The 17,868-nt window shown below is 30.1% G+C and carries 15 protein-coding genes; 11 read left to right on the top strand and 4 right to left on the bottom strand.

The features are described 5' to 3' along the window. Positions 1–43: 43 nt before the first annotated feature. Both BT151_RS13345 and BT151_RS13340 read right to left on the bottom strand, forming a co-directional pair. A complete protein-coding gene (locus BT151_RS13345; protein ID WP_072402840.1) occupies positions 44–1,210 on the bottom strand; it encodes a DUF1501 domain-containing protein in 1,167 nt (388 codons plus the stop codon). 12 nt (positions 1,211–1,222) lie between these two features. Further along, positions 1,223–2,584, bottom strand: a complete 1,362-nt coding sequence (locus BT151_RS13340) for a DUF1800 family protein (RefSeq protein ID WP_072402839.1) — start codon at positions 2,582–2,584, stop codon at positions 1,223–1,225. Positions 2,585–2,831: 247 nt separating this feature from the next. Between BT151_RS13340 and BT151_RS13335 the strand changes: the two genes are divergently transcribed. The 8 genes from BT151_RS13335 to BT151_RS13300 all read left to right on the top strand — a co-directional run bounded on the left by BT151_RS13335 (position 2,832) and on the right by BT151_RS13300 (position 12,964). Continuing rightward, on the top strand, positions 2,832–3,920 hold the full coding sequence (locus BT151_RS13335) for a formylglycine-generating enzyme family protein (RefSeq protein WP_072402838.1): 1,089 nt from the start codon (positions 2,832–2,834) through the stop codon (positions 3,918–3,920). 959 nt (positions 3,921–4,879) lie between these two features. Then, on the top strand, positions 4,880–5,620 hold the full coding sequence (locus BT151_RS13330) for a GntR family transcriptional regulator (protein ID WP_216231118.1): 741 nt from the start codon (positions 4,880–4,882) through the stop codon (positions 5,618–5,620). A gap of 162 nt (positions 5,621–5,782) precedes the next feature. Next, entirely contained in the window at positions 5,783–6,364 is a 582-nt protein-coding gene (locus BT151_RS13325; protein ID WP_072402837.1) for a glucose-6-phosphate isomerase family protein, read from the top strand. A 7-nt stretch (positions 6,365–6,371) separates the two neighbouring features. Beyond that, entirely contained in the window at positions 6,372–7,316 is a 945-nt protein-coding gene (locus BT151_RS13320; protein ID WP_072402836.1) for an ROK family protein, read from the top strand. After that, positions 7,309–9,060 (top strand): class I mannose-6-phosphate isomerase, encoded by a 1,752-nt coding sequence (locus BT151_RS13315; protein WP_072403168.1) that lies wholly within the window; start codon positions 7,309–7,311, stop codon positions 9,058–9,060. The genes BT151_RS13320 and BT151_RS13315 overlap by 8 nt, the downstream gene beginning before the upstream one ends. Positions 9,061–9,062: 2 nt before the next feature. Next, positions 9,063–9,848 (top strand): glucose-6-phosphate isomerase family protein, encoded by a 786-nt coding sequence (locus tag BT151_RS13310; RefSeq protein WP_072402835.1) that lies wholly within the window; start codon positions 9,063–9,065, stop codon positions 9,846–9,848. 105 nt (positions 9,849–9,953) lie between these two features. Continuing rightward, the gene (locus BT151_RS13305) at positions 9,954–11,561 is read left to right on the top strand and encodes an MFS transporter (RefSeq protein WP_072402834.1); all 1,608 of its coding nucleotides are present in this window, start codon (positions 9,954–9,956) and stop codon (positions 11,559–11,561) included. Positions 11,562–11,581: 20 nt separating this feature from the next. Continuing rightward, positions 11,582–12,964 (top strand): GH1 family beta-glucosidase, encoded by a 1,383-nt coding sequence (locus BT151_RS13300; RefSeq protein ID WP_084647967.1) that lies wholly within the window; start codon positions 11,582–11,584, stop codon positions 12,962–12,964. Positions 12,965–13,644: 680 nt separating this feature from the next. Here BT151_RS13300 and BT151_RS13295 read toward each other — a convergent pair. Further along, positions 13,645–14,481, bottom strand: coding sequence for an AraC family transcriptional regulator (locus tag BT151_RS13295; RefSeq protein ID WP_072402832.1), 837 nt, complete (start codon positions 14,479–14,481; stop codon positions 13,645–13,647). Between the two features lie 133 nt (positions 14,482–14,614). On the opposite strand from BT151_RS13295, the gene BT151_RS13290 reads away from it, so the two are divergent. The 3 genes from BT151_RS13290 (at position 14,615) to BT151_RS13280 (ending at position 17,269) form a co-directional block, all read left to right on the top strand. Continuing rightward, the gene (locus BT151_RS13290; RefSeq protein ID WP_072402831.1) at positions 14,615–15,421 is read left to right on the top strand and encodes a phytanoyl-CoA dioxygenase family protein; all 807 of its coding nucleotides are present in this window, start codon (positions 14,615–14,617) and stop codon (positions 15,419–15,421) included. Continuing rightward, positions 15,422–16,252 (top strand): hypothetical protein, encoded by an 831-nt coding sequence (locus BT151_RS13285; protein WP_072402830.1) that lies wholly within the window; start codon positions 15,422–15,424, stop codon positions 16,250–16,252. It abuts the gene before it with no gap. Positions 16,253–16,906: 654 nt separating this feature from the next. Beyond that, positions 16,907–17,269, top strand: coding sequence for a hypothetical protein (locus BT151_RS13280; RefSeq protein ID WP_072402829.1), 363 nt, complete (start codon positions 16,907–16,909; stop codon positions 17,267–17,269). A gap of 171 nt (positions 17,270–17,440) precedes the next feature. Here BT151_RS13280 and BT151_RS13275 read toward each other — a convergent pair whose 3' ends face one another. Beyond that, on the bottom strand, positions 17,441–17,638 hold the full coding sequence (locus BT151_RS13275; RefSeq protein WP_072402828.1) for a hypothetical protein: 198 nt from the start codon (positions 17,636–17,638) through the stop codon (positions 17,441–17,443). Positions 17,639–17,868: the final 230 nt, after the last annotated feature.

Raw genomic sequence — 17,868 nt, 5'->3', positions numbered from 1 at the left:
ATTAAGCTATAATTTTGAAATTAAATAGTGACAAGATATATATTTAAAACAACCCTTTTAACAGATTGTTATTCAAGCCAATATCTATAGGGTTAAATTTCATTTTCTCATTTAGCAAAGTAGCATAAACACTTCTAAAATCAGTTTTGTAGATTAAATCCCCATTATCTAAGTTTTTTAAATCTGGATTATCTCCATATACTATGCCTTTATTTTGACCTCCAATAATAATCATTGGTGCAGCAGTACCATGATCTGTACCACTTCCATTGTCTTTTACACGTCTTCCAAATTCTGAAAATATTACTATTGTGGCTTGCTCTAATAATTTAGAGTCTTTTAAATCTTGATAAAATGTAGCTAAAGCTTCATCTAATTCCTTTAATTTATGTTTTTGTAAACCTAATTGATTGTTGTGGGTATCAAAGCCATTAAGCGAAGTATAATATACTTTTGAATTTAAATTACCTTTTATTAAGCGAGCAATCCATTCTAATTTTGAAGATAATTGAGATTTAGGATATGTAATCTCAGTTTTTGAATATTTTAAAGCTTTTTGAATTTCTTTTGAACCTTCACTTACCGAATACGATATTTTTCGAGCAAAATCTAATTGCGGATTCCCCGATAGTTTTATGAATTCATTTTCATTTTCTCGCTTCTTAAAATGATTTAAGTTTTTAACAGTTATAAAATTGGGTTCTTCACCTTTTAATGATAAATTATCAATAGTATCCAAATTAATTCCTGCTGTAGGTATATGCTCATTACACTGTAAATCTAAATATCTCCCTAACCAACCACGAGTTAAATATTCATGTGAAGATGAAGCTGTTTGCCATATTTCTTGACTTCTAAAATGTGACCTATTGGGTTCTGGATAACCTACATTTTGAATAATACTTAAATCTCCATTTTGTTGAATATTTGAAATACCTTTAAGAATAGGATGAAACCCCATTCCATTACTTTTGTTAATAACCTCATCTTTAGCAAAACCAATATTTGGTCTTAACGCTTTGTACAAAGGATTATCATAAGGAATAAAAGTATTTAATCCATCGTTACCACCATCAAGCTGAATGAATATTAAACATTCTGAATTGCTATTAACAAAGGGTTGATTTTTTAAAGCATACAGAAAGTTTGGAATCATTAAAGTACCTCCCGTAAATGTTGCAGAAATAGATAAAAATTGACGTCTGTTCATAATGTTTCCATTTTAAATGACTTGAAACTCTGGAGTTTTTATAATGTAATTAAACAGTCTTAAAACGACCGTATTAGCATTTGGGCTACTAGCATCAAAATCGTATTTAAGAATAGTTTCCAGATCTGCCTGCATATCATCGTTAACTTCAAAAACTAAATTATCGGTAAGTGATTTTATAATCTCTTTATTATTCATTTTACTTTTATAAAGATTTATACGAGGCTTAGTTTTGTTTTCCATTTTCTTACCACGTATCAATTTCCCCATACACAATAAATCTGCAACATTATTTCGTTGTAAATAGGTTTGAGAAGATAGCCAACCATTACCTCCATCCCAACCTTTAACATTGGGTTGGTTAAACAATTCCATACCTTGTTGTCTTAAAAAGAAAAGAATATGTTCTGGTTTTTCAATGTCTATATTCATCTCATTTTTTAGTTGAATAATATAACGTAAAGGGTCTTTTATTTTTGTTACATTCAAATCATCAGCATAAGCTTCGGTAAACATCTTGGTTAAAAGCGGTTGAATTTCAAAATCTATACTTTTAAAATAATCGCCTAATTCTTTTACTTTTTCTTCTTTAGGTTCATCTTCAATAAACCATTGTAAAAGTTTTTTAGTAATTAAATAAGGTATTTCAGGTTGCTCAAAAATAATATCTATAATATCATCTGCTTTAAAAAAACCTGTTTTTCCTAAATATGTAATAGTATCATTATTTTCTATAAAACGTCTGTAAACTCCAGATTCTTCTCCATAATTTAATCCAGCAAGTGCTTTTGCTCCATTCTTTATGTCGTCTTCAGTATAATTGCCAATGCCTAAAGTAAAAAGCTCTAAGAGCTCTCTACTAAGGTTTTCATTAAAGTTATTGTTTCGGTTTTTAGCATTATCCAAATAGCTAATCATCGCGTTAGATTTTATGATTTGCTTGGTTAATGTTTTAAAGTTACCAAATGCATGATTTCTTAAAATCATGTGGTGTTGGTAAATCCAATAATTAACTTTTACTTTTTGTTGTGTTGATACAAAGTGGTTATGCCAAAAGCAAACCATACTTTCAATTAACGGGTACTCAGAAGTCATCATTTTATTGAGCCACCATTTTTGAAGTTGAATTGCTACTTTGCGCTGTTTTGAACAAAACTCCTTTTTCTTTTCTGCTGTAGCATTTTTTGTTTTTTTACGCAATTTTCTAAAATCTTCAAACGATTTGGGTTCATCTTTTAAACAATCAGGTAAATTCTTGTCTACCTTCACATTTAAAGAGGTGGAAAGAAATTTTTCAAAACCTAATGTTTTAATTTTTTTGGATTGTGCAGAACTAAATCCCAAACGCAAAGACCATAAAACCGATTTTTTCATTTTAAAAAAAATATTTATTTATAAGACAACTATTTATACATTAAGTTTAATTAGATTTCTAAATTCACTCTCATTTTCAATACATTAATGTACAAACATTATTAAATCAAAAATGAAGATTTGCAAACTATTTTAGTCTTTCTAACAATTATTGCATCTATATTTAACAATCAACATCCCTTTATATTTTATTAGTTGTTTAATTTTGTGAAAGTTTTTTATTTTAATTTTCTCTAAAAACAAATTCATGTTTGTAAAAGTCAAAACTATATTTCCTCTTTTTCTTTATTTATTTTTGACACTTTTATTATTTAATTGTAAAAAGAATAATAAAGAGTCACATAATATACTCTCAGAAAAAAGACAAAATAGAATTGCTCCAGAAGGTATGATTTGGGTAAATACTAAAACCTTTATACAAGGTGCTAAAGGTGGGGATGAATATGCCATGTCTAGAGAAAAACCAGCGCATCAAGTTACCGTTGATGGTTTTTTTATGGATATGACAGAGGTTACTAATAAACAGTTTAAAGCATTTGTTGATACTACTAAATATGTAACTGTTGCAGAACGAAAAATAGACTGGGAAGGTATGAAAAAGCAGTTACCAGAAGGCACACCAAAACCTCATGATTCTATATTGCAACCCGGTAGTTTGATTTTTAATAAAAATTTAAATAAGGTAGCAACTATGGGCAATTATTCCCAATGGTGGATATGGAAAATAGGTGCTAACTGGAAACATCCTGAAGGACCCGAAAGCTCGATTGAAGGTAAAGATAATTTTCCTGTTGTACATATAGCTTATGAAGATGCTTTAGCTTATTGTAAATGGGATAATCGCAGATTACCAACTGAATCTGAGTGGGAAGCTGCTGCTCAAGGTACTGGAACAGATCAAATTTATACTTGGGGTAACTCCCCTGATGTTTTAAATCAAAATGCTAATACTTGGCAAGGTGTCTTTCCTATAAAAAATAAATCGGAAGATGGTTTTGAATTTATAGCACCTGTTAAATCTTATCCTCCTAATAGCATCGGTTTGTATGACATGATGGGTAATGTTTGGGAAATAACCAGTGATCTGTTTAATGTAAATTATTATAAAGAATTAGATACCTTAAAAACGATAACAAATCCTAAAGGAGCAGAAAAAGGATATAGTCCAGATAACCCTAACCAGCAGGAGCATGTAATAAAAGGTGGTTCTTTTTTATGCCATGCATCATATTGTGCAAGTTTTAGGATTTCTGCTAAAATGGGAATAAGTCCAGACTCAGGATCTGACCATACTGGATTTAGAACTGTTGCTACACCTAGCATGATTGGAAATTAGCACCTAATAAGTCTAAATGCAGAAACCTCCAAGTTTTTAATTATCATTAATTTAAGACAAAACTTAAACTATTTTAATAATTCAAATTAAGATATACAATTTTTATAATCTTAATAAAAAGATTAATGATGATCACAAAAAAAGTAAAAAAATCTAACACATTAATAAATAATATATTAGGTTTTATTCTAGTGACCACCCAAAAAGATTCAAATCTTGTTCCAAAAACTCTTTATTTATTGAGTTTCTTAACCCTCAAAATAATTAAGTGAAATAAGAATAAATTATAGTACATTTTTAATTATAGATTATCCATTGGATTATTCATAATTAAAATAAGGCTTAACAAACTTTTGATATTTAAAGCTATATAGGGTATAATGGTATTATGTAAAATATCCCAGAAGCTAAATTTATTCTATACATTATTCAGTGCTTTTAATAAACAAAAAGTAAAATATTCAATTCTATAAGTTTTGGGATTTTACTTGTTTTTATTTTTTTGATTAAAATCAAAAATAATTGATTCTCAAATAAATATTTATTTAGTCCTAGAGTTGATGGTTATACGGAATCAATTGTTAATAAAATTGATTATCCTGAATTAAGAGAAGTTTTATAAATTCAATTAAATAATTAATCTTTCAGTAAATCAACAAACTTTAGCCATATTTCAGGACAACACAAATCCAAAATAAATAAGAATTAAGTTGTGAATAACAATTTTTTATTATATTTGATATGTTCAAACATATGAACATATCAAATATTACAAATAAACATATTTAATCTAAAGTATTATAAGAAAACAAATTTGAACAGCTTAGTGTTTTTGTTCCCATATGCATAATCGGACAATTGACACAATCTCTCTTTGATACTAATTAACAATATACTAGATGCTTTGCTTGGTTAGACACCATTGCTTGGTAATTTTTATTAAAAAAAGATATATAAACATGAGAATTAGCCATAACAGTGGTACTCCATTACATTTACAAGTAGAGAAATTAATTAGAGAAATGATTGAATTCCCAATTTATAAGAACGGAGAATTATTTCCTAAAGAAGTTGATATGGCTAAAAAACTTGGCATATCAAGAAATACAGTAAGACAAGCTATTAGTAAACTAGTACTTGAGGGTTCATTAGAGCGAAAAAAGGGTGTTGGAACAAAAGTGGTTGTTAGGAATATTAGTACTCAATTACAAAGTTGGATGTCATTCACTCAAGAAATGAAACATAAAGGGATAACAGTTGTGAATTTTAATCTTGATGTAACTAAAGAAAAAGCAAATAAAGAGGTGTCTGCTGCTCTTGAAATTAAAGAAGGCACAGAACTTATTAAGCTGTGTAGGTTAAGAGGTGATGAAAATGGTCCTTTTGTATACTTTGTTTCTTACTTCCATCCAAGAATTGGATTGACAGGAGATGAAGACTTTAAAAGGCCATTATATGAAATTTTAGAAGGAGATTATTCTATTGTTGTAAACCTCTCTAGAGATGAAATTAAAGCTATGCTTTCAGATGAAGAAATTTCAAAATTATTAGAAACAAAGGTAAACTCCCCAATACTAAAACGATTAAGGAGAGTTTATGATCCAGGAAAGAGACCTGTTGAATATAATATATGCTATTATAGGGCTGATAAGTTTTCATATGAAATTGATATTAATAGAGATTATGGAGACAAGAATTAATTATAATAGAATTTTATTCATTATTTACTTAATAATTAAGAGCATAGTCTATAGTCAGGATTTTATCCCTAAAAATCTTAAACTTCGCTTATAATCTCGTCATTCAAAAATATTATGAAGAAAACATTAAAATATTCCCTTAACTTTTTTATTAAGTAAATAATGAATATAATAAATCATTTATCAATTATTGATACAGCAAATACCATAGATTATTCCAATGGAGAAATTAAAGGTGAATCTTTAATAAATGCTACTAAATACTTAAAAGAATTACCAAATATTTTTGAAGATCAGCAGTCTTTTGAAAACACTGATCCAAATAAAATTATTTATGAAGTACAAGCATTTTTACCTGTTAAAGAAGGTTTAGAAGGAGGACTGTTTTTTGGAAAAACAATTATTTATCCAGGAAAAATAGGAGACGAGTATTTTATGACTAAAGGTCATTTTCATGAAAAACCAGATAGAGGAGAATTTTATTGGGGGATACAAGGAGAGGGCATCTTATTGCTTATGGATAAAAACAGAAACACATGGGCAGAAAAAATGTATCCAGGAAGTCTTCACTATATTAATGGTCATATTGCTCATCGTACTATTAATATAGGAGAGTCAATTTTATCTTTTGGTGCCTGTTGGCCTTCAGACGCAGGACACAATTATCAAGAAATAATGGATAATGGTTTTTCGGCAAGGTTAAAAGAAATTAAAGGTAAACCTCAATTAATCCCTGTAAGGTAATTCTATTATGATTGTTGCAATAGATATAGGGGGAACATTTGTGAAAATAGGATTGGTAAAAGAAGCTAAAATTATTTGTAAAACCTTTTTTGAATCAATCTCAAATATTGAGTTTTCACAGACAATGAGTTTAATAGAAAATACAATAGATGATATTTTATTGAAATCAAATACTTCAAAAAGGGAATTAAAAGGTATCGGTATTGGATTCCCAGGTATTGTAGATTCAATTAATATGAAAGTGCTTTCAACAAATAAAAAGTATGACGATTCAATAAGTTTCAACTTTACAGAATGGGCTAAATTAAAATATAATGTTCCTGTTTTTTTAGAAAATGATGCCCGAGTAGCATTAATAGGTGAATGGAAGTATGGCGCAGGAAAAGAGTATCAAAATATTGTTATGATTACACTTGGTACTGGGGTTGGAAGCGCGGTATTAATGGATAATAGAATATTATTAGGAAAACATTTTCAAGCGGGAAATTTAGGAGGACATTTTACGGTTAAAATGAATGGAGCAAAATGTACTTGTGGTAATTTAGGTTGTGTCGAAGCTGAAGCATCTACTTGGAAATTATCCCAATTATTAACTTCAGATTCAAGATATCCAAAAAGCAATATTAAAGGTTCAAATTTAGATTTTGAGTCGTTGTTTAAATGCGCGGCTCAAGGAGACACGTTGAGTAAAGATATAAGAGACTATTGTCTCGAGGTATGGTCTGCAGGTATAATAAATCATATTCACGCATTTGATCCCGAAATTGTAATAATAGGGGGAGGAATTACTAAAAGTGCAAATACCATAATTCCTTTTGTAAAAAATAAAATTAAAAAACACGCTTGGACACCTTGGGGTGAAGTCAAAATAATTAAATCTGAAATACCAAACAGATCTGCTTTACTTGGTGCTTACCATTTGGTTGGAAATAATAAAAATAAAAATGAATAATAAATTTAATAAATATCCATCTGTTAAAATACCATCTGAATATAAATGTTATTCAAATTGGGGAAACATTTCTAATAAAATTAGAAATGAATTAACTAAAATAAAAAAATGTAAAAAAATTGTTGTTTTAGATTTTTATCATGGAGTAGCTGAAGATGAAATTAACAATGAATTAATAAGAGCACTAAAGCCGAAATTGATAATTGAATCTAAAGATGCTTTTTTGTCAGAAAATGAAATTTCTGAAATGATAAAACAAGATGTTACAGATGATAGAATTTTTGGTTATATGACAAGGTTGAGTCTTGATAAATACTTTAACCAAAATAGGATAGAAAGGATAAAGGAAGTAATAAACAATGTTGAAGAAGGACTTATAGTTGTTTCGGGTATTGGGTCCTCAATTGTAACAGATGAGTGTGATTTGTTAATATATTTAGATATGGCTCGGTGGGAAATCCAGTTAAGAATGCGTCAACAAGAAGTAAATAATATTGGTGTTAATAATAAAGAAACAGATTATAGTTTATTATATAAACAAGGATATTTTGTTGATTGGCGTATTTGTGACAAGCATAAAAAGAAACTTATGGCAAAATGGAATTACGTTATTGACACGAATAAGAAGATGCAACCTAAAATGATAAGCGGAAAAACATACATTGAGTCATTAACATTAACCTATAATAAACCATTTAGTTTGGTACCCTTTTTTGACCCTGGTGTTTGGGGTGGGCAATGGATGAAAAAAGTTTGTGGTTTAGATAAAGAAAAACAAAACTATGCTTGGTGTTTTAATTGTGTGCCAGAAGAGAATAGTTTGTTTCTTCAATTTGAAAATGATGTATTTGAGACACCCTCAATAAATTTGGTTTTTTGTAATCCAGTAAAGTTGCTAGGAGAGGCTGTTTATGGAAGATTTGGTGATGAATTCCCTATTCGCTTTGATTTTTTAGATACAGTTGAAGGTGGTAATTTAAGTTTACAAGTACACCCAGTAACGGAATATATACAAGAATATTTTGGAGTTAATTACACACAAGATGAGAGTTATTACATGTTAGATGCCGATGAAAATGCAAAGGTATATTTAGGAACAAAAGAAAGTATATCAAAAGAGAAAATGTGGAATAACCTTAAGTTAACACAGAAGGAAGGTTTGCCATTTGATGTTGATAATTATGTGGAATCTTGGCCAGCAAAAAAACATGACCATTTTCTAATACCTGCAGGAACAATTCATTGCTCTGGAAAAGGAAGCATGGTTTTAGAAATAAGTGCCACCCCATACATTTTCACTTTTAAATTATGGGATTGGGATAGATTAGGTATGGACGGAAAACCTAGACCAATAAATTTAGAGCATGGTAAAAATGTCATTGATTGGAGTAGAACATCTTCATGGGTAAAAGAAAATTTAATCAATCAAATAGTAAAAGTTGATGAAGGTGATGGTTGGGTCGAAGAGAGAACGGGATTACACGAGAGAGAGTTTATAGAAACAAGAAGACATTGGTTTAATAAAACTGTACCTCATAATACAGAAGGAAACTTAAATGTATTGTGTTTAATAGAAGGTAGTCAGGCTATTGTAGAAAGCCCTGTCAATGAGTTTGAACCATTTATTGTGAATTATGCAGAAACTTTTATTGTCCCAGCCAATATTAGAGCTTATACAATATCACCTTTTGGAGAAGGTATCGGAAAAAGATTAGGAACTATTAAAGCATTTGTTAGGACTTAATTATGGAAAAGTTTAAATCAGGTTTAAATATTATTTCTCAAACAAGTCCCTTAGGGTTTAAATATGGAGAGGATTGTTTTGGACCAGAAATAGAAAATAGAAAACTTAAAGATATCCGTAAAAGTCTTATGGATATAAACTGTGATGGTCCTGATATTGTCTATTCCATAGCTATGGATGTTGGTAAAAAAGAACACTATCAGAAATTAAAAGAGCAACACTTGCTTTTTGGAATTGTAACTTATGCTAAAGGAAAATTGGGAAAAGAACCTATAAGAAGTCAAGGGCATATTCATAAAAAATCAACTTATGGACAAGGTTGGTCTACACCTGAAGTATACCAAATATGGTCTGGAAAAGCAGTAATCTATATGCAGGAATACGCGGATGACAATCCAGGGAAATGTTATGCAGTATTTGCTGAAGTTGGAGATATTATAATAGTTCCACCAGAGTGGGCACATGCAACTATAAGTGCCGATGTTGAAACACCTCTAACATTTGGAGCATGGTGTGATTTAGAATATGGGTTTGAATATGATAAGATAAGAGCACATAATGGTCTAGCTTGGTTTCCTTTAATTTTGGACACAGGAGAATTAACTTGGGTGGGTAATGATAATTATGAAAAATCCACCTTAATTATTAAAAGCCCAAATAACTATGATGAGTTCGGGATTGAAGAGAAAAAATCAATATATAAACAATATGAAGAGAATAATGATTTGTTTTTGTTTGTTCCTAAACCATATCTTAAAAAAGAGATTTGGAGAAATTTTATCCCTTAATTATTTAAGCAATACCAAAGATTTTAATTACAGTATAGAGTAACCTTATTTTATTAATAGATGTTTTTTACAATTATTAGAAAAACTTAAATTAAAGCATAGAAAATGACAGATAAAATTTCAATAAAAGAAAAAATAGGCTATGCTTTGGGTGACGGAGCTGCTAATATTGCTTGGAGAGGTGTATCTACTTTTTTATTTATTTTTTATACGGATGTTTTTGGCATAGACCCTGTGTCCGTTGGATTACTGATGCTAGTTGCTCGTTCTAGTGATGGTATAAGTGACGTGATTATGGGCGTTATTGGAGACCGCTCCAATTCAAAATATGGAAAATTTAGACCATGGATTTTATGGACTGCAGTGCCTTTAGCTCTTATTTTATCACTTTTATTTACAGCACCAGAAATAGGAGAACAAAGTAAAATTGTTTACGCTTATATAACATACATATTATTCACCCTTATTTACACAGCCAACAATATTCCCTATGGTGCTCTTATGGCCGTTATGACCGGTGATGATAAAGAACGAACTAGTTTAGGATCTTATCGTATGGTTGGTGCTTTTACTGGCGGCATGTTAGTACAAGGAGCTCTTTTATATTTAGTTGTTTATTTTGGAAATGTAAATCCAGAAATTACCGTTAATAATATTCCCAATTCTTCAAATTATGAAGTTGTTGTGTCTGCTCCTTTAGATGTGCAAAGTGCTCGTATAAAATTAGATAAAGGGATTGGCAAATTTGCCTGGGCAGATAGTGCCGTTTTAGATGAACCAACAGCAAGTAAAAGTTTTCAAATGGAGGCTAATAAAACGTATCGTTTTATTGTTTCAGATATTAATAATCTTAAGCCAGAACGCATAACCATTATTAATCAAAAAGAAGGTTATAGCAAATCTATGTATTTATTATCAGTGTTTTTGGCGATTTTTATGATTCTAACATTCTTAACAACAAAAGAACGAGTAAAACCTCCTAATGATCAAGAAAGCGATATAAAAAAAGACTTGAAACAACTTTTTAATAATAAACCTTGGGCAGTTTTATTAATCATAGGCTTATTGTTCAATATTTATACATCAATAAAACAAGGCATCGTTGTTATATATTTTGCACATTATTTACATCAAGAACTTTTAGCAGCTAGTTTTATGATAGCATTAACTTTAGCATCTATTGGAGGCGCTATGCTAGTAGCTCCTTTAGGTAAGCTTTATGGTAAAAAGAAACTATTTATTTACGCTTTAATTTTTTCTGCAGCAGTCAATTGTTTGTTTGTTTTTTGTGGACCTCAAGATACTACAGCTATTTTTATTATAGGTATCATATCTGAAGCTGCCTCTGCAATGTTTCCTACCCTATTATTTGTGATGTTGGGTGATGCAGCTGACTTTTCAGAATGGAAAAATGGACGAAGAGCTACAGGTTTAATATATTCAGCTGGGTCGCTTGCAACAAAATTTGGTGGAGGTATCGCTGGAGCTATTATTGGGTTTGTACTTTCTTATTTTCATTATAATGGTCAAAACGCAGCAGCAATAGAAGGTGCTATTCCTGGCATGATAATGCTTATGAGTTGGGTTCCAGCCATTATAGCAATTTCGGCGGCTGTGGTTATGATGCTGTATCCTCTCGATAAGAAAAAAATGGATATCATGATCTCCGATTTAAATGCAAGAAGAGAAGCACAACTAACAGAACAGATTTAAAAAATATTACAACAATACAAATGAAAAAATTTCCTAATGATTTTATTTGGGGTATAGCTACCTCATCATACCAAATAGAAGGTGCAACTGCTATTGATGGAAAAGGTCCATCCATTTGGGATGCTTTTTCTCGTATTCCTGGAAAAACTCATAATGGTGAAACGGGAGAGGTGGCCTGTGATCACTATCACAGGTTTAAAGAAGACATTCAACTAATGAAAAATATAGGCATAAAGGCCTATAGATTTTCAATTGCATGGTCAAGGATTATGCCAACAGGAAAAGAAACTATTAATGAAGAAGGTATTTCATTTTATAATAATCTGATAGATACTTTAATTGAAGCAGATATAACGCCTTGGGTTACATTGTATCACTGGGATTTACCTTTGGCACTTCAACTGGAAGATGATGGCTGGTTGGGAGACTCTATGCCAGATTATTTTGCAGCTTATGCAGATGTATGTTTTGAACGGTTTGGAGATCGTGTTAAAAACTGGATTACATTAAATGAACCATGGGTAGTTGCCATTTTAGGTTATGGTCAAGGTGTCCTTGCTCCTGGCAGAATATCATCATCAGAACCATACTTAGCTGGCCATTATTTAATTCTTGCTCATGGAAAGGCTGTTAATATATATCGTAGTAAATACAAACATCAAAATGGTCTAATTGGCATCACCAATAATTGCGATTGGCGTGAACCACTTACAAATAGCAAGGAAGATAAAGATGCAGCTGAAAGAGCTCTTGAATTTTTCCTAGCATGGTTTGCCGATCCTATTTATAAAGGTGATTATCCGATGGTTATGAAAGAACGCCTAGGTAATAGGCTTCCCGTTTTTTCTGAAGATGAGAAAGAAATGATTACAGGAAGCTCTGACTTTTTTGGATTGAATCACTACACAACAATGTATGCCTCAAATTCTAATGGAATTATTAAAGAAGGAAGCGTTTACGGTAATGGTGGTATTTCTAAAGATCAAGGTGTCGATTTATCTTTGGATAAAAACTGGAATTTAACACTTATGCAATGGGCAGTAGTGCCATGGGGTTGTAAAAAATTATTACATTGGATTAATGAACGCTACAACCATCCAAATATTTACATAACAGAAAATGGTTGTGCTTATGCAGATGAGATTATTGATGGTCAGGTGAATGATCAGGAACGATTAGATTTTTACCAAAGCTATTTAAAGGTTTGCAATGAAGCCATAAATGAAGGTGTAAAACTTAAAGGCTATTTTGCATGGTCCTTTATGGATAATTTTGAATGGGCTCTGGGGTATGAAAAAAGATTTGGATTGCACTATGTAGACTTTAAAACATTAGAGCGTTTACCAAAAAAATCTGCTTATTGGTATAAAGACGCTATATCTAAGAATAGTGTTGATTTTTAATGATGAAAATTATTTAATTCAACAATAATAATTTGGTTTGACATTTTTTCTGCATGCTCTATAAATATTCAAAACACCTCCAAATTAACAATTTAAATCAATTTAAACCATTTTTATATACAAAATATTATTGATTTAATTACCTTTGAATCCCATACGGAACACGGTTTAGAAGACGAATTAGAACACAAACCTTTATTTTTAGAACCCAAAATTTACGATGCTGACGAAAACCTTTCAAAACGTTGTCAAAGCGAATCAAAAGATTATGGGAATTTATTTTTAACACAATTAATTATCCAACACTTGCCTGTTCCAAAAAAAAAAATTTAGTTTTTAAATGTTATAAAATTATCGTATTTGAATATTTGTATATAATAATTTTTTTCTACTCAATCCTCGTCAACTTAACGTAAGTGCTTAAAATTTTAAGTACTTATTCTATTCTCGTTACTGTTTATACTTTTTGATTATAATTATTAATATAATGTAAAATAGAATTTGAAATTTCGAGATCTTTAAGTTTTGATTATATCTTTTTTCCTTGATGAAAAAAAACAAAAAAAATCAAGACTGCTTTGCAATACATTGTATAATTGAAACTTTTAATAAATTGTATTACTAAACCCCTAAAATATTAGGTTTCTCTCTCCTATTGCTTTAACCAAAATTTTATGAGCTCATTTTTTCCTGAATTCTCTAGGGCTTTCTTCTTTTAGCTTTTTAAACGTCCTGTTAAAATGACTTAAACTTTCATATCCACATGCGAAAGCAATTTTCTGAATATTCAAATTGGTACTTAATAACAGATGGCTAGCGCGTTGTATCCTTGTCTGATTTAAAAAGGATATAAAAGAATGCCCCGAATGATTTTTAAACCATCTGCAAAACGATTGTGGCACCATATTAGTAAATTCTGACATTTGATTTACCGTTAACTTTTGGTCAAGGTGTTCCAGTATAAAATTTGTTGTTTTTGATATTTTGGTTTGTGTTCCGTATTTATGATACTTGTCTAGGTAACTATTAGAGCTTAGCACTAAACGCTTTTTATCTTCAACAAGGCCTTGCAATATTTCTATAAATGTGGCTAACTGTGAAATTTTTGATTTGGATTCAAAGTTAATAATTTGATTAATTAAATTGTTATTTGGATTTGTAAAATGAATGCCATGTTCTGCTTCTTCAAATAAGCTTAAAAACGCTCTGCATTCCGGAAAAAGGCTAAATATTTGTTTATCAAATTGAAACACAAATGCTTCATTTCGAGAGGCTTCAATTTGGTGCATACTTACCCAATGATGTGGTAAATTTTCACCAACTAAAACCAAATCAAAATCTGAAAATGACAAAATAGAATCGCCTATAAAACGTGTACCTTGTCCTTTAGTAATTAATGTTAATTCCAACTCTGGATGGTAATGCCAAAACGGCAAAAAAGCAGCCGCTTCTCTTCTAAAAAATCGAAATGAACTTTGAGCATTTTTTAGATCTATGTGTTCTAATTTTGGTTTCAAATGACTTTAATTAACACTAATTACAACCAATAATACAAAATAATGTTTAAATACTCATAGTTCTAGTTAAAATTGATAAACTAATTTGTTTACTATACCTGTAATTTTGAAATGTAAACTTAATTCCAATACCATGATTACTGCATCAATTCTCAATGAAAACTACCCTTTAAAGAAGGAACAAATAGCCTTTTATAAAAAAAATAGATTTATAAAATTAAAAGATGTTCTAGACAAAAAAACGTTGGCCCATTTTAGTGAAATCATTACAAAAAAAGTAGAAGAACTCAACGACGTCGAAGCTCCATTAGAATCGCGATCTACTTATGGAAAAGCTTTTTTGCAATTGTTTAATCTTTGGACGAAAAATGCAACCATTAAATCGCTTATTTTCTCAAAGCGAATGGCTAAAATCGCTTCAGATTTGATGCAGGTTGATGGTGTAAGATTGTATCATGACCAAGCCTTATTTAAAGAAGCTAAAGGAGGCATTACCCCTTGGCATTCCGATCAACACTACTGGCCATTACAAACAGATAAAACAGTTACAGCTTGGATACCTCTACAAGCAACACCTCTAGATATGGGCCCTTTAGAATTTAGTGCTGGGAGTCATAAAATTTTAGATGGACGCGACCTTTCTATTAGTGATGAAAGTGAAATAGCAATTCAAAAACGACTTAAAGTAACCGACTTTAAACATGTCATCGAGCCTTTTGATGCTGGTGAAGTCAGCTTTCATTCTGGTTGGGTATTTCATCGTGCTGGAGCCAATACGACTAATGATATGCGCAAAGTAATGACCATAATTTACATGGATAAAGAAATGAAATTGAAAAAACCTAGCAATGATGGTCAAATTAATGACTGGAACACATGGTGTCCAGGTGCCAAGGTTGGAGAAATTATCAATTCACCTTTAAATCCGATATTATATTAGATGTTGAAAATTAAATTTTTATATCCTTATTGGGGAAGCGAACATTTAACTCCAACATCCTTTATAGATCTTGCTATTTCAAATGGCTTTGATGGTATTGAAATCAACATTCCTAATAAACCAGTATTTGAAACTGATTTTTATAACTCACTTAATACTGTAAGGCTAGCAAATCCAAACTTTGTATGTGTTCTTCAACAAGTTTTTGAAATTAAAAATGAGACGCCTCAAGACTATCTAATTAAAGTTCTAAATCGATTAGAAAACATGGTTCATTATAAACCAAATTTCATCAACTCTCATACAGGGAAAGACCATTATTCATTTTCAGAAAACTGTAAAATTATTGATGCTATTGAAGAGTTTGCCTTGAAATCAAAAACCCCTATATATCATGAAATTCATCGTGGTCGTTTTACGTTTCATTCTGCAACAACCTTGCAATATTTAGAAGTATTTCCTCAACTAAAGCTTGTGGGCGATTTATCACATTGGTGGGTCGTTTCTGAAAGTATGTTACAAGATCAAGAAGAAATTATAAATAAGGTAATTCCACATATTCATCATATCCATGCCCGAGTGGGATTTGAACAAGCACCACAAGTTAATAATCCATTCGCTCCAGAATGGAACAAACATTTACATAGTTGTTTAGATTTTTGGCAGCGAATTATTCGCTCTCATGATAAAAACAGGCAAATGGCTATAACTCCAGAATTTGGTCCTTTTCCATATATGCCACAAAGTCCTTTTGATCAAAAACCAATGGCAAATCAACACGATTTAAATATAACAATGAAAGCATTTTTAGAACAGCATTTAACCTTTTAATTATCATTAATTTTAAACTATTCTGTATTGCTTTACTGCATTTTAGTTCCAATGGAAGATTCTAGAAATCTTCCATTGGAACATCGGATAGTTGTTTTCGAGGTATTCAACCAAAAGTACCGACGTCAATATTAAATTCTAAAATTAAAAAAAAGATATTTATTAAGATTAAATATATACCAAAGGTAATGTAATTGCAGATTTAGCGATATTTTACATAATATATAATTAAGTTTAAAAACTACAAATAAGTAATAGTCTTTAAGGAATTTTCTTTTAAATAAGACTAATTATAGTACAAATTAGTATTGTATGTTTTTTTATTTTTTAAAATAATTTTTTGTCTGAATACTTATAATATTTTACTCAAAACATTCTTCATCTAATCCTAAAAACACATTTAGTTTAAACACACTATAAGGTCATTTTTTTGTTCCATTTATTTCTAAGGTCTGTGCCTACATTTGCTTACATCTTGTAAATCGCAAATAATTAATGCCAACATAAGTATCCATGTCTGTTTACATACATATACAAATGGATACATTAGGTATACATCATTAATTACAGATAAATACATGTATCTAAATAGGCAAACATTTATTAGCAGTTTATTAATTAAGGTATAAGAATTACTAATTAAAACAATTTATTATGGAATGGAAATCTAACCCAAAAAACGAAAATCTTACAATTAGGATTACTAAAAACGAAAAGCTCATGTTTAAGTACCTAGCAAGAACTAATCGCACTAGTCAATCAAATTGGGCACATCATATACTATGTAAACATAAACATAGCTACAACAAAATTGAGTATATTGATCTTATTTTAGAAAGCTTGGAAATAGCAAAGGAAGGCTTAGAATTTAACTATAAATTATTGGAAGATCAAATAAGGACAACAGATAGGTCTTTAAGTAAATTTGGAAATTTACTCCTTTTAAAAATGAAAGTCTTACAAGCAAAAATGAATCTGGAGAAAGTACAAAACAAAATTTTAAATAGCAGAGTTTGACTTAATAAAACACTTATTAAACCATAAACTGGTTGGTTTTAATATTTAATAGTATAATATGTGGATATGAAACTGGAAGATATTTTAGATACTAAAGAACTGTTTAAATCTTTTATCTAACTTGCTCTTGAGTGTTAAGTAAGTACCCTTAAATAATCTTATCCTAAAAAATCAAAATACTTTTAAAAAAGGAGGCTCTTTCTTTTCCAAATCCAAATCGGTTTTATAATTTTTGAAATCATAGGATTCCCCATTGACCATTATGTCAAAATGAGTTAAATCATTACATCTCTTTACCAGTTCTAAAACATCGGTTAAAGAAATATATTCCTCTCCTCGATGGTTTATTTTTCTAATATTATTATACATTTATTAATTTTTAAAGTTAGTATACTAATTATAAACACCTTATGATGTATTATTCTACATTGATGATGTTTTTGTTAATCAAATTCAATATATCTGATGAATTATAAAATATCCGTTTTCCAACCTTTGATGTTCTAATGTTATAATCTAATGAGAAAGTTGACATTTTGGTATTACCATAACCAAAAAATTCTTGGACTACTTTTTTAGGTATCCAATCATTAAATACC

It is taken from the genome of Flaviramulus basaltis (assembly GCF_900114265.1).
Taxonomy (GTDB): domain Bacteria; phylum Bacteroidota; class Bacteroidia; order Flavobacteriales; family Flavobacteriaceae; genus Flaviramulus; species Flaviramulus basaltis.
Note: the sequence above shows the minus strand (reverse complement) of the source record. Positions and strands in the feature narration are given on the sequence as shown.

What these genes read in the sequence shown, in the direction of transcription:
- BT151_RS13345 (WP_072402840.1), bottom strand. Translation starts at nt 1,210, where the DNA reads ATGAACAGACGTCAATTTTTATCTATTTCTGCAACATTTACGGGAGGT.
- BT151_RS13340 (WP_072402839.1), bottom strand. Translation starts at nt 2,584, where the DNA reads ATGAAAAAATCGGTTTTATGGTCTTTGCGTTTGGGATTTAGTTCTGCA.
- BT151_RS13335 (WP_072402838.1), top strand. Translation starts at nt 2,832, where the DNA reads ATGTTTGTAAAAGTCAAAACTATATTTCCTCTTTTTCTTTATTTATTT.
- BT151_RS13330 (WP_216231118.1), top strand. Translation starts at nt 4,880, where the DNA reads ATGAGAATTAGCCATAACAGTGGTACTCCATTACATTTACAAGTAGAG.
- BT151_RS13325 (WP_072402837.1), top strand. Translation starts at nt 5,783, where the DNA reads ATGAATATAATAAATCATTTATCAATTATTGATACAGCAAATACCATA.
- BT151_RS13320 (WP_072402836.1), top strand. Translation starts at nt 6,372, where the DNA reads ATGATTGTTGCAATAGATATAGGGGGAACATTTGTGAAAATAGGATTG.
- BT151_RS13315 (WP_072403168.1), top strand. Translation starts at nt 7,309, where the DNA reads ATGAATAATAAATTTAATAAATATCCATCTGTTAAAATACCATCTGAA.
- BT151_RS13310 (WP_072402835.1), top strand. Translation starts at nt 9,063, where the DNA reads ATGGAAAAGTTTAAATCAGGTTTAAATATTATTTCTCAAACAAGTCCC.
- BT151_RS13305 (WP_072402834.1), top strand. Translation starts at nt 9,954, where the DNA reads ATGACAGATAAAATTTCAATAAAAGAAAAAATAGGCTATGCTTTGGGT.
- BT151_RS13300 (WP_084647967.1), top strand. Translation starts at nt 11,582, where the DNA reads ATGAAAAAATTTCCTAATGATTTTATTTGGGGTATAGCTACCTCATCA.
- BT151_RS13290 (WP_072402831.1), top strand. Translation starts at nt 14,615, where the DNA reads ATGATTACTGCATCAATTCTCAATGAAAACTACCCTTTAAAGAAGGAA.
- BT151_RS13285 (WP_072402830.1), top strand. Translation starts at nt 15,422, where the DNA reads ATGTTGAAAATTAAATTTTTATATCCTTATTGGGGAAGCGAACATTTA.
- BT151_RS13280 (WP_072402829.1), top strand. Translation starts at nt 16,907, where the DNA reads ATGGAATGGAAATCTAACCCAAAAAACGAAAATCTTACAATTAGGATT.
- BT151_RS13275 (WP_072402828.1), bottom strand. Translation starts at nt 17,638, where the DNA reads ATGTATAATAATATTAGAAAAATAAACCATCGAGGAGAGGAATATATT.